Genomic DNA, 10,847 nt, shown 5'->3' on the forward strand with positions numbered 1-10,847 from the left:
CGCTCAGCCCGGCCCGTGAAATCGCGGTGATCGCGGACGTCAGCATCTCTGTCGACACATCGATGCCGAAGAATCTGGCGGACGGATAAAGGCGCGCGGCACGGACGAGGTTTCTGCCGGTCCCGCAGCCGATTTCCAGCACGTTCGCGTCCGCCCGAGGCCGCAAATTTGCGATCATCCGATCTCGGCCGAGCAGGTAGTACCGCCGTGTCGCATCGTAGATATGGCGCTGCTGGCGATACATCCGGTTCATCCGCCGCGTAGCATCGCCGGCTGGCGCGGCTTCTTCATCGATCTCGAAAGGATAAACCGACATTCGTTCGCCTCATCCGGCAGATGATCATTAGCTCCTTGCGATGTTCGCGCGACAAGCATGTGACAAGCGCGCTCTCAGGCGCGGGAGAGTGCTGTCGGGCTGTCGCAAAACTGCATTGCGGGAACGATAGCGTGTTCGAATTGCTGATTCGAGGCAGGAATGAACACGCAACTGATCGCCGATGCGGTGCGCAACAGCAGGACGCAGGATGAAGCGACCCTCTGGGACAGGATCTTCGCGTTCTGGTTCCGCCGTCTGGTCTATACCCAGATATGGGAAGATCCGGAAGCCGACCTCGCCGCGCTGCAATTGCCGTTGGGATCGACCATCGTCACCATCTCGTCCGGCGGCTGCAACGCGTTGTCCTACCTGATGGCGCAACCCGCCCAGGTCTACGCCGTCGACCTCAACGAAGCCCATCTTTCACTGCTCAAGTTGAAGCTCGCTGGTATCCGGACCCTCTCCACCTATGCCGAATTCTGGCAGTTCTTCGGCGAAGCATCGTCGGCAACCAACGCCCGGGTCTACCGTGAGCGGCTGCGACCGCTGCTCGACCCCGAGGCGCGGGCCTACTGGGACAAGCGCAACGTCATCGGACGTCCGCGGCATGTCTATTTCACCAACGGCTTTTACCGTCACGGCATGCTCGGTCGCTTCATCGGCCTCGCGCATGTCGCAGCGAAACTCGCCGGAATCGATCTGGCCGTGCTTTTGACCGGCAGCGTCGATGCCCCCGCGCGCATCGAGGCGCTCGATCGGCTGCATCGTCTATTCCATTCGCGGCTGGCGCGTCTTTTGACGCGAACGCCGGCCTTGCTGTTCAGCCTCGGCATTCCGCCGCAGCAGCGGGCGCTGCTCGGAGGCGGTGCGCCGCTCAACGAAGTGCTTCTCGAGCGGCTGTTGCGCCTGATCAACGGCTATCCAAACGACACCAACTACTTCGCCTGGCAGGCGCTGCATCGCGGCTACAAGGGGCCGGGCGACCGCTGCCTGCCGCCCTATCTGAAGCGGAGTCAGTTCGCCCGGATGCGTGATGACGCGGGGCTGATCATTCCGGTCCACGCCAATCTCCGACAATTCCTGGAAGGCCTGCCGGCGCGAGAGGTCGATGCCGTGGTGTTGCTGGACTCGCAGGACTGGATGGCGCCGGATGAGATCCGGGCGCTCTGGGATGCCATCGACCGCGCCGGCAGCGATCAGGTCCGCGTCATCTTCCGCACCGCCGGCGTCGAGTCGCCACTGGAAGGACAGGAACTCGCCCCGCTGCGGGACATCTGGCTGCGCGATGATGAGCGCAGCGCCGTCGGCTTTGAACTGGACCGCGCCGGCATCTATGGCGGATTTCACTGCTACGTCCGTCGTTGATCGCAGTCTTTTGGGCAGCCTGATTTCGGCCATATATTGCAGTGCGGCCGTCGCATGCATGTAATGCCGCGGGCTTAAGCAGCCGACGTTGCGGCAGCTGCGTCAGGTCTGCTATGTTGCCTGCTGTCAGTGGCTTCACGCCGGAGTGGAGATCATGAACAAGCTCGTCGAGATACGCAGCCAGGAATACATGTGCCGAGAGCGCGCCGCGCTCGATTCGGAACGGAAAGTGTTCTGGCTGGCGCAAGCCGAGGAGTGGGAGCAACGCGCGCTTGACGAGATCGCGTTCCACTTCAGGGAGTGCAACCTCAACGAGGCCGACTCTCAATCGGCCGTCCGTTAAGGTAATCGCGGTCTAGATTTGGTCACTCTGCAATTGGACCCGTGCGCAAGTTGCGCGGCGGTTCTCATTTGTCTGATCTGATCGAGGACGGCGTTCAAACGAACAAGCCGTCTGGTCTTGCCGCCTCAGTGCCGGGCGCCCGGCTTCCTCACGGTGTGGCGAACTTCCGCGCCACAGTCCGAGCATTCATAGATGAAGTCGATCTTCGCCATGCTCCAGTGCGGCTCGACGTCGCGCACATACATCGGAAGCAATCCGATACAGCCGGGACAAATCACCGAGGCCGTGTCGACGTCGTGATGCTGAACATAGGCTGGCATTTCGGCTCTCCTTTTCACATCGAAAAGAGCGGTGAATTTCACCTCGTGGGAAGCCTAGTCCCAGGCATTAAACATTCGTCATCAACTTTCTCGAATGGACCTGAAAGAGGGGATAATGTTCGTGCGTGTGACATTCATGTAACATTTTGCGCGACCATCCGTTGTGGCAATGCATGTTAACAAGCCCATGAAGAAGTCTGGCCGGGGATATTTGCAATGAAGGTGTTCATCCTGCTTGCGCATCCAGAACATCAAAGCTTCAACGGTGCGATGTTTCGTACGGCGGCCGAGACGCTGATCGCGGCCGGCCATGAGGTCCGGACATCCGATCTCTATGGCATGCAGTTCGACCCGGTATCGGGACGGCACAACTTCATCACCGTCAAGGACCCGAACTACTTCAAGCCTCAGATCGAGGAAATGTATGCGACCGAAATCTACGGCTTTGCGGATGATATCGAGGGCGAGATCCAGAAGGTCGAATGGTGCGATCTGATGATCTGGCAGTTTCCACTGTGGTGGTTCGGTCTTCCCGCAATCCTGAAAGGTTGGGTCGATCGCGTGTTCGCCATGGGGCGGACCTATGGCGGGGACCGCCTCTATGGCAATGGCGTGTTCAAGGGCAAGCGGGCCATGCTGGCGCTGACGACGGGCGGTCCGCCGCCGGCCTATGTGGAGGGCGGATTCAACGGCGATATCGATGCCATTCTCCGGCCGGTGCAGCGGGGCATGCTGCAATTCGTGGGTTTCGAGGTCCTGAGGCCGCAGATCGCCTTTGGACCCGCCAGGCTGGAGCAGGGGCAACGTGGCGACCTGCTGGCCGACTATGCCGAGCGGCTGAAGACCATTGCGGACGAGAAAGCCATCGAGGTCGGGCTCTATTGAATTGACGGATCATTGCTTGCCGAGTGACAGAGCCGGCAAGGCTCGGCGTTCAAGGCTCGGCGTTCAAGGCTCGGCGTTGAAGCCTCGGCGTTGAAGCCTCAGCGTTCTTGCATCATCGTAAACACAAAGCCGGTGAGGCTCGCACCAACGGCGAACGCCAGCGTGAAATAGCTGACGATGATGATCGTCGTGGTTGTTGGGTTGGCACTGTGGGCGATCAGCGATGCGATCGCGGATGAATCGATCTGCGCCAGGGCGAAGGAAAATCCGAGACCGAGCGCGACGCCCATGGCGGCATGACAGGCCATCTCGATCATGATCGAGGCACCGAGCGCTTTCGAACGCCTCTTTTCTCGCATCGAACTGTCTCCCTCAGCGCAAGAGACCGAGAACCAGGACCAGAACGACCGCACCGGCGAGCCCTGCGGCGAACACCCCGCGCTTGAGCGGCGTATCCAGCATGATATCGCCACCCCGCGCCTTGTCGGCGGGATACGGCTCCTGCTTCGGCGGCGGCGCCGGCTGTGCTGGACCTTCTCTGACCATTGAAGGACTCTTGTTACAAAGGGCTATCCAACAGCTCGCGTTCCAGGAGCTCTTGGCTTGGTCTGGGTGATGAACGCTCGGGCGCCCCGCGGGTTCCTCGGCGGTGAGCCGATCGCGATGCCTGCTCTTGAGCCCAGATCAACACGCGGTGAACGGAGCCGTGCGGCTCGGCAATGGTGCAGGATTGTGCTAGGTACCGCAAAAAGTTGTTGCGTAATGGTCAGATCAAAACTTATCGGCGCCATCTTGGCCGCGGTCGTCATCGGCGGCGGCGGTGCCGCGTTTGCGATGATATGGCGGCCGGCGATCGCCGCGGTCGATCCACCGCTGCCGCAATCCTTCGATCCCGATATCGTCAAGCGCGGCCGCGAGTTGGCGGCGATCGGCAATTGCAACGATTGCCACACCGTGCGTGGCGGCCGCAATTTCGCCGGCGGACTTCCGGTTCCGACTCCGTTCGGCACGATCTTCTCCTCCAACATCACGCCCGACGCGGAAACCGGCATCGGCCGGTGGTCGGAGGCGGCCTTTCGGCGTGCCATGCGCGCCGGGGTCGATCGCGACGGCCGGCACCTCTATCCGACCTTTCCCTATGATCACTTCACCAATGTCAGCGATGCCGACGACCGCGCGCTCTACGCTTACCTGATGACGCGTGAGGCGGTTCATGCGCCGCCCCGCAAGAACGAGTTGTCCTTTCCTTTCGATCAGCGCTTCCTGGTTGCGGGGTGGAAAGTGCTTTTCTTTCATCGCGACAGCTATCGACCGGACCCGAGCAAGAGCGCAGCATGGAACCGCGGCGCCTATCTAGTGGAAGGGCTCGCGCATTGCGGCGCCTGCCATACCCCGCGCAACGCGTTCGGCGCCGAGCGCGCAACCGCGACATTTGCCGGCGGCGACGTCGACAACTGGCGGGCCTATGCGATCAACGCGCAATCGCCAGCGCCGGTGCCATGGGACGCGGAGGCGCTTTACGCCTACTTGCGTGACGGCTGGCATCCCGAGCACGGCACAGCTCGGGGACCGATGGCGGAAGTGGTGAGCAATCTGTCGTCGGTGCCATCAAGTGACGTTCACGCCATCGCGACCTATATGGCCAGCGTATTCGGTCCGCCGACGCCGGAGCGACAACGCCAAACCGAGGCCGTGCTCGCACAGGCCAAGCCGCCTCCAGAGGCCACGGTTTCGCCGGGCGCCGCGATCTACGAAGCGGCCTGCGCAAGCTGCCACGAGAGCGGCCGGTCGCCGCCCTATGGCGGAATCAATCTCGGCCTCTCGACCGCGATCGACGGGCCTGATGCCCGCAACCTCGCCAATATCGTGCTCTCGGGCATTCGCCCGGTCGAGGGCGAGCGCAGCCCGATCATGCCGGGCTTTGCCGCGAGCATGAACGATGCGCAGATCGCGGCCGTGCTGAATTATCTCCGCGCCCGCTTCAGCAAGCGGCCGGCATGGCGCGACGTCGAAACGACGGTCGAGGACGCCAGGCGGACGCAGACCGCATTTCTCCAGACTTCGGCAGGCCCGCAGAATGCGCCCGCCGATCCAGCGCAGCGAGACAAGCCATGATGACGTTGAAGGTCAACGGCCACGATCATCAGATCGATGCCGATCAGGATACGCCGTTGCTCTATGTGCTGCGCGACGATCTCAAGCTCAATGCCGCCAAATTCGGCTGTGGTCTCGGCCAATGCGGCGCCTGCACGGTGATCGTCGATGGCAAGGCCGTGCTGTCCTGCGTGACGCCCCTGGTGCTGCTGGAGGGCAAGCAGGTGACGACTTTGGAAGGTCTCGGCACGCTGTCCGAGCCGGCGCCGATCCAGCGCGCCTTCATGGAAGAGCAGGCGGCGCAATGCGGCTATTGCATCGCCGGAATGATGATGCGGTCGCAAGCGCTGCTGCAGCGAAATCCCAAGGCGAGCGACGAGCAGGTCCGCGCCGAGCTCGCGCCGCATCTGTGCCGCTGCGGCACCCACATGCGGATCCTGCGGGCGGTGCGCCGTGCCGCGCGGTTGATGGATACGGCCGAACTGTCCCCGATGGACAACGGGAGCGCCCAATGAACGCGCCCGTCATTCTCGATCGCCGCCAGATGCTTGCCGGCAGCGGCGCGCTGATCGTGAGTTTCTCGCTGCGCGGCGCCCATGCCGAGGATCAAGCCGCGCCGGGAGCGGCGCCGAGGCCGCCCGGCAGTCTGAAGACGTCGCCCTATCTGGATTCCTGGCTTCGGATCGATGCCGACGGCGCGATCACGGTGTTCACCGGGAAGGCCGAGCTGGGACAGGGATTCAAGACCGCCTTCCAGCAAATCGCGGCCGAAGAACTGGGCGTCGCCTTCGCGTCGCTGAAGGTCGTCACCGCCGATACCGCGCTCACTGCCAATGAGGGTTACACCTCCGGCAGCCATTCGATGCAGGACAGCGGGACCGCAATCCAGAACGCGGCCGCGCAAGCGCGTGCGCTTCTGGTCGGCGAGGCCGCCAAGCGGCTGGAGTTGCCGGCGGAAAATCTGCGCACCGAGGCCGGCGCGGTGATCGCGCCGGACGGTCGGCGCCTTGGTTACGGCGAACTGGTCGCGGCCGACACGTTGCATGTGCAGGCGCAGCCGACCTCGAACCTGAAGGATCCCGCGGCGTTCACGGTGATGGGGCAGCCGATCCCGCGCGTCGATATTCCGGCCAAGGTGACGGGTGGCGCGGCCTATGTCCAGGACATGCGGCTGCCGGGCATGGTGCATGCGCGCGTGGTGCGGCCGCCGAGCTATGGCGCGCAACTGACCGGTTGCGACACCGCCGCGATCCAGAAGATGCCGGGTATCGTCAAGGTGATCCGGGACGGCAACTTCCTCGCGGTGACGGCCGTCAAGGAATTCCAGGCGGTCAAGGCGATGAAGGCGCTTGCAGCGGCCGCAACATGGCAGGAGCGCTCGCGCCTGCCCAAGCAGGACGATCTTGTCGCGGTCCTGACCGGATTGCCGTCGCAGGATACCACGATTTTTCAGCGCAATGACCCATCCGTCAACGCCGCGAAGACCATCGAAGCCAGCTACACGCGGCCTTATCAATCTCATGGCTCGATCGGACCCTCCTGCGCGGTTGCCCAGTTCAAGGACGGCAGGATGACGGTCTGGACCCACACCCAGGGCGTCTATCCCGACCGCGCGGGCATCGCGCAGATGCTGCATATGGAGCCTGCGGATGTCCGCTGCATTCATGTCGAGGGCTCCGGCTGCTACGGCCACAACGGCGCCGATGATGCCGCGGCGGATGCGGCATTGATCGCGCGCGCCATGCCGGACATCCCGGTGCGCGTGCAATGGATGCGCGAGCAGGAACACGCCTGGGAGCCGTTTGGACCCGCGATGCTGACCAGGCTGAAGGCCTCGCTCGACGGCGAGGGCAGGATCGCCGACTGGAATTTCGAGGTCTGGAGCAACACCCATTCGATGCGGCCGGGCGGCGCGGGGTGTTTGCTGGCGGCGCAGCATATGGCGCAACCCTTCGCGGTGCCCCCCGCAAAACCCATTCCGCTGCCGGAAGGCGGCGGCGACCGCAACGCGATCCCGATCTACAGCTTTCCGAATGCACATGTGGTGCACCATTTCATTCCGGACATGCCGCTGCGGGTATCGGCGATGCGCTCGCTCGGCGCCTATCACAATGTGTTTTCGATCGAGAGCTTCATGGACGAACTCGCTGGCCTCGCTGGTGCCGACCCCGTCGCCTTCAGGCTGAAGCATCTCGAGGATCCCAGGGGCCGCGAGGTCATCGAGACGGCGGCGCGAGGCTTTGGCTGGCGCGCGACGCAGACGCCGCCGCAGGATCGCGGCTACGGCTTTGCCTTTGCGCGCTACAAGAATCTCGCGGCCTATTGCGCCATCGCGAGCGAGGTCGAGGTCGACCGCGAGACCGGTCGCGCGCGGCTGGTCCGTGCGGTCGCAGCCGTCGACAGCGGTCAGGTGGTCAATCCGAACGGGCTGACCAACCAGATCGAGGGCGCCATCGTGCAATCGATGAGCTGGACGTTGTACGAGAGCGTCAGTTTCGACGACGCCAGGATCACCAGCATCGACTGGCAGACCTATCCGATCCTGCGCTTCGATGCGGTCCCGGACTCGATCGAGGTGCATATCATCGACCGGCCCGGAAAGCCCTTCCTCGGCAGCGGCGAAACCGGGCAGGGGCCGGCCGCCGCATCGATTGCGAACGCGATTGCCAATGCCACGGGTAAACGGCTACGACATCTGCCGCTGACGCGGAAGCGGATCAAGGATGCGATCGACGCGTGAGCGCCGCGCTGGGAAAGGGGCCGCCGCCCAACCGTTCATCACCAAGGGAGTAACGCCATGACGCATGCCATACGCTTCCACAAGACCGGCGGACCGGAGGTTCTGGTCTGGGAAGAAGTCAATGTCGGCAAGCCGGGCCCCGGTGAGGCGCGCATCCGCCAAACCGCGGTCGGCCTGAATTTCGTCGACATCTACAACCGGTCGGGGCTTTATCCCGCACAATTGCCCAGCGGGCTCGGTGGCGAAGCCGCCGGTGTGGTGGAGGAGGTCGGTGCCGGCGTTACCGACCTGAAGCCGGGCGATCGTGTCGCCTATGGCGCGGCACCGCTCGGCGCCTATGCCGAGGCGCGCCTGATCCCGGCCGATCGCCTGATCAAATTGCCCGACGGCATCGACGACAAGACCGCTGCGGCGATGATGCTGAAGGGACTGACGGTGCAATATCTGATCCGCCGGACCTATCGGGTCAAAGCGGGCGATACGATTCTGTTGCATGCCGCGGCGGGCGGTGTCGGCCTTATTCTCTCGCAATGGGCCAGGCACCTTGGCGCCACCGTGATCGGCACGGTCGGCAGCGACGAGAAGGCGAAGCTGGCGCAAGCGCATGGCTGCGCCCACACCATCGTCTACACGCGCGAGGATTTCGTCAAACGCGTCGACGAGATCACGGGCGGCAAGAAAGTACCGGTGGTTTATGATTCGGTGGGCCGGGACACCTTCCTGAAATCGCTCGACTGCCTCGCGCCGCTCGGGGTTGCCGCGCTGTTCGGGCAGTCCTCAGGCAGCGTCGAGCCGCTGAATCTCGGTCTGCTGGCGCAAAAGGGATCGCTTTATGTCACTCGTCCGACGCTGAATACCTATGCCGCCAAGCATGCGGACCTGGTCGCGATGGCCAAAGAGCTGTTCGAGGTGGTGCAATCGGGTGCGGTCAAGATCGAGGTGCGTCAGACCTATCCGCTGAAGGAGGCCGCCAAGGCGCACGCCGATCTCGCGGCGCGCAAGACCACGGGATCGACGGTGCTTCTGGTCTGAAGAGCGTCCGCTCCGCGATTCCCCGCGCGCATTTCCTGCCGCAACAGGCGACCCGCAAGCATCAGGGCCATTGCGCTCTTTGATGCTTGCGGCTGGTCGTGGAAGCGCCAACGGCGCGAATCGCCTCGGCGTTCGCGGACATGCCTTCATTTCTCGTCGGAGCGTGCGGCCTGCGACCTTGCTCCCTTGCGGCCGCGGACGCCGGACCTGGTGCGCAATCGCTCGATCTGCGCCCGCGGCAACGAGACGCAGATCTCGCCGATCCATTCAAGTTTCACGCCGTTGATCGGCTTGGCGTTGAAGCTCGTGAGATTGACGACGCTTGCCGATTTTCCGCGTTCGATCGTCTTCAGATAGCGCTCGCCGGTTTTCAGGCGGACCGCCGCCTCTTCACCGTAGAAGCTCGCCAGGGGGTGGCGCTGCTCGCGATACACCACGATAATGTCGCCGTTTTCATATTTCGGCAGCATCGAATCACCGGCGACCTCGAAGGCGACGGTCTCCTCCGAGATCGGAAACGGCAGTTCGATCTCGCCGAGACCTTCCGGGGGCACCTGCTCATTGTCGGGTTCGATCACGGCGCCGGCGCCGACACGACCCATGATCGGCACGGAGTTCAACTCGAGATACTCGATGATTGGCGCGATTTCCGAGGCCTTGATCAGCCTCAGCCCGGAGAGGATCTCCGACACCGCGCCCGGGCGTACGCCCATCGCCCGCGCCAGACCGCCCTTGGTCTTGCCCGGCTTCTCCAGTGCCCGTTCGATCGTCCCGACATCCAGCATGGCGACTACTCTTTTCGGATTTGCGAAACAATAGCAATTCCGATTATCAGAAATCAAGCTTGACATTTATTTCTGAATATCGGAAATTGACGTCCTGGCTGGGGGCTCGCGGAAGGCGGGTCCGTACTTTCTCCGGGTCGGTGCTTGCGCGCCGGCCAGAAACGTCGGGAACAAGCATGGAAGCGAGCAATTGGGCGCCGAAACATTCCGAGGCGCTGCGCGATTATCGGGCTCTGGGGCTGTCCTATTCGGACATCGTGAGGGCGATCAACGAGAGGTTCGGGACTGCCTATACCCGCAGTGCGGCGATTGGCCGGGGCAAGCGGATGGGGCTCGGTGGGTTCAGCCGCGCAGAAGGCTTGTCGAAGCCGGCGCCGAAGGCCAGAACGTCAGGCTTCAAGGCGCCAGGCTTTAATACGGCGCCAAGCTTGCAGAAATTCTGCCGCGGCGCCCGCGAGGCCGCCATGCCGACGCCGGGAGGCGGACGCGATGAGCCCGTCAAGTTGCGTTGCATCGGAATCACGCCGCGTCTGCTTTCGCTGTTCGAGCTCGAGCCGGACGATTGCCGCTATCCGTATGGCGGCGACAAGGAGGGCGAGGCCATCGCCTTCTGCGGACATCCGCGGCTGGCAGGCTCGAGCTATTGCGCACCGCATTTTCATCTGACGCGCGGAGGCGCCGCCTCGGCGAGCGCGGTCGTCCCCGTCGTGCTGCGGCCGGTGCGGGCCGCCTGACCGCGCACACGCTTGGGCTGCGCCTGCAACGCTGGAGCGGCTATTTGCAGGGCGCGGCCTCGCGCATCCGGGTACAGGTGACTTTTCGGGCCCTTGGTATAGTCTTCCCTTTTTCAGATTGGGAGTTTTCAGAGATGCGCATGGTTCTGCTCGCTGCTACAATCGCAGCTGTTTGCGCGGCTGCCTCCGCCAACGAGACGAACAATTTCAGGCTCGCCCAGGCGGCGCAGACC

The 10,847-nt window shown here is 63.4% G+C and carries 13 protein-coding genes; 8 read left to right on the forward strand and 5 right to left on the reverse strand.

Features of this window, described 5'->3' with window-relative positions:
- Nucleotides 1-316, reverse strand: a 316-nt coding sequence (locus WCB02_RS18580) for a class I SAM-dependent methyltransferase (RefSeq protein WP_423960232.1), incomplete at its 3' end; no start/stop codon positions are given.
- 159 nt (nucleotides 317-475) lie between these two features.
- On the opposite strand from WCB02_RS18580, the gene WCB02_RS18585 reads away from it, so the two are divergent.
- Both WCB02_RS18585 and WCB02_RS18590 read left to right on the forward strand, forming a co-directional pair.
- Nucleotides 476-1,681, forward strand: coding sequence for a DUF3419 family protein (locus WCB02_RS18585; protein ID WP_423960234.1), 1,206 nt, complete (start codon nucleotides 476-478; stop codon nucleotides 1,679-1,681).
- Between the two features lie 154 nt (nucleotides 1,682-1,835).
- Nucleotides 1,836-2,024, forward strand: coding sequence for a hypothetical protein (locus tag WCB02_RS18590; RefSeq protein ID WP_423960236.1), 189 nt, complete (start codon nucleotides 1,836-1,838; stop codon nucleotides 2,022-2,024).
- Between the two features lie 125 nt (nucleotides 2,025-2,149).
- Here WCB02_RS18590 and WCB02_RS18595 read toward each other — a convergent pair whose 3' ends face one another.
- On the reverse strand, nucleotides 2,150-2,344 hold the full coding sequence (locus WCB02_RS18595) for a hypothetical protein (RefSeq protein ID WP_423960239.1): 195 nt from the start codon (nucleotides 2,342-2,344) through the stop codon (nucleotides 2,150-2,152).
- A gap of 216 nt (nucleotides 2,345-2,560) precedes the next feature.
- Here WCB02_RS18595 and WCB02_RS18600 point away from each other — a divergent pair, with 216 nt between their 5' ends.
- Complete coding sequence (locus WCB02_RS18600) at nucleotides 2,561-3,229, forward strand: NAD(P)H-dependent oxidoreductase (RefSeq protein ID WP_423960240.1); 669 nt, start codon at nucleotides 2,561-2,563, stop codon at nucleotides 3,227-3,229.
- Between the two features lie 98 nt (nucleotides 3,230-3,327).
- Here WCB02_RS18600 and WCB02_RS18605 read toward each other — a convergent pair whose 3' ends face one another.
- Complete coding sequence (locus WCB02_RS18605; protein ID WP_423960241.1) at nucleotides 3,328-3,546, reverse strand: hypothetical protein; 219 nt, start codon at nucleotides 3,544-3,546, stop codon at nucleotides 3,328-3,330.
- Nucleotides 3,547-3,601: 55 nt separating this feature from the next.
- The gene (locus WCB02_RS18610; RefSeq protein ID WP_423960242.1) at nucleotides 3,602-3,775 is read right to left on the reverse strand and encodes a peptide ABC transporter permease; all 174 of its coding nucleotides are present in this window, start codon (nucleotides 3,773-3,775) and stop codon (nucleotides 3,602-3,604) included.
- A 216-nt stretch (nucleotides 3,776-3,991) separates the two neighbouring features.
- Between WCB02_RS18610 and WCB02_RS18615 the strand changes: the two genes are divergently transcribed.
- Genes WCB02_RS18615 through WCB02_RS18630 form a run of 4 tightly spaced genes read left to right on the forward strand, consistent with a single transcriptional unit; the run spans nucleotide 3,992 to nucleotide 9,095 of the window.
- Nucleotides 3,992-5,344, forward strand: a complete 1,353-nt coding sequence (locus WCB02_RS18615) for a c-type cytochrome (RefSeq protein WP_423960244.1) — start codon at nucleotides 3,992-3,994, stop codon at nucleotides 5,342-5,344.
- Entirely contained in the window at nucleotides 5,341-5,838 is a 498-nt protein-coding gene (locus tag WCB02_RS18620) for a (2Fe-2S)-binding protein (RefSeq protein ID WP_423960245.1), read from the forward strand. Before WCB02_RS18615 ends, WCB02_RS18620 begins: the two co-directional genes overlap by 4 nt.
- Nucleotides 5,835-8,063, forward strand: a complete 2,229-nt coding sequence (locus WCB02_RS18625; protein WP_423960248.1) for a molybdopterin cofactor-binding domain-containing protein — start codon at nucleotides 5,835-5,837, stop codon at nucleotides 8,061-8,063. Before WCB02_RS18620 ends, WCB02_RS18625 begins: the two co-directional genes overlap by 4 nt.
- Before the next feature lie 57 nt (nucleotides 8,064-8,120).
- Nucleotides 8,121-9,095: a quinone oxidoreductase family protein gene (locus WCB02_RS18630; protein WP_423960250.1), complete on the forward strand. Its 975-nt coding sequence runs from the start codon at nucleotides 8,121-8,123 to the stop codon at nucleotides 9,093-9,095.
- Between the two features lie 146 nt (nucleotides 9,096-9,241).
- Here the strand turns inward: WCB02_RS18630 and WCB02_RS18635 are convergent, their stop codons facing one another.
- Nucleotides 9,242-9,880, reverse strand: a complete 639-nt coding sequence (locus tag WCB02_RS18635) for an XRE family transcriptional regulator (RefSeq protein WP_423960251.1) — start codon at nucleotides 9,878-9,880, stop codon at nucleotides 9,242-9,244.
- A gap of 176 nt (nucleotides 9,881-10,056) precedes the next feature.
- Here WCB02_RS18635 and WCB02_RS18640 point away from each other — a divergent pair, with 176 nt between their 5' ends.
- Nucleotides 10,057-10,614 carry a GcrA family cell cycle regulator gene (locus WCB02_RS18640; protein ID WP_423960253.1) on the forward strand — a complete coding sequence of 186 codons (558 nt, stop codon included), beginning with the start codon at nucleotides 10,057-10,059 and terminating at the stop codon, nucleotides 10,612-10,614.
- The last annotated feature ends 233 nt before the right edge of the window (nucleotides 10,615-10,847 follow it).

The organism is Bradyrhizobium sp. (assembly GCF_049581145.1).
GTDB lineage: Bacteria > Pseudomonadota > Alphaproteobacteria > Rhizobiales > Xanthobacteraceae > Bradyrhizobium.

Bases quoted from the DNA above. Each gene is read 5' to 3' on its own strand.
- WCB02_RS18585 (WP_423960234.1), top strand. From the start codon at position 476: ATGAACACGCAACTGATCGCCGATGCGGTGCGCAACAGCAGGACGCAG.
- WCB02_RS18590 (WP_423960236.1), top strand. From the start codon at position 1,836: ATGAACAAGCTCGTCGAGATACGCAGCCAGGAATACATGTGCCGAGAG.
- WCB02_RS18595 (WP_423960239.1), bottom strand. From the start codon at position 2,344: ATGCCAGCCTATGTTCAGCATCACGACGTCGACACGGCCTCGGTGATT.
- WCB02_RS18600 (WP_423960240.1), top strand. From the start codon at position 2,561: ATGAAGGTGTTCATCCTGCTTGCGCATCCAGAACATCAAAGCTTCAAC.
- WCB02_RS18605 (WP_423960241.1), bottom strand. From the start codon at position 3,546: ATGATCGAGATGGCCTGTCATGCCGCCATGGGCGTCGCGCTCGGTCTC.
- WCB02_RS18610 (WP_423960242.1), bottom strand. From the start codon at position 3,775: ATGGTCAGAGAAGGTCCAGCACAGCCGGCGCCGCCGCCGAAGCAGGAG.
- WCB02_RS18615 (WP_423960244.1), top strand. From the start codon at position 3,992: ATGGTCAGATCAAAACTTATCGGCGCCATCTTGGCCGCGGTCGTCATC.
- WCB02_RS18620 (WP_423960245.1), top strand. From the start codon at position 5,341: ATGATGACGTTGAAGGTCAACGGCCACGATCATCAGATCGATGCCGAT.
- WCB02_RS18625 (WP_423960248.1), top strand. From the start codon at position 5,835: ATGAACGCGCCCGTCATTCTCGATCGCCGCCAGATGCTTGCCGGCAGC.
- WCB02_RS18630 (WP_423960250.1), top strand. From the start codon at position 8,121: ATGACGCATGCCATACGCTTCCACAAGACCGGCGGACCGGAGGTTCTG.
- WCB02_RS18635 (WP_423960251.1), bottom strand. From the start codon at position 9,880: ATGCTGGATGTCGGGACGATCGAACGGGCACTGGAGAAGCCGGGCAAG.
- WCB02_RS18640 (WP_423960253.1), top strand. From the start codon at position 10,057: ATGGAAGCGAGCAATTGGGCGCCGAAACATTCCGAGGCGCTGCGCGAT.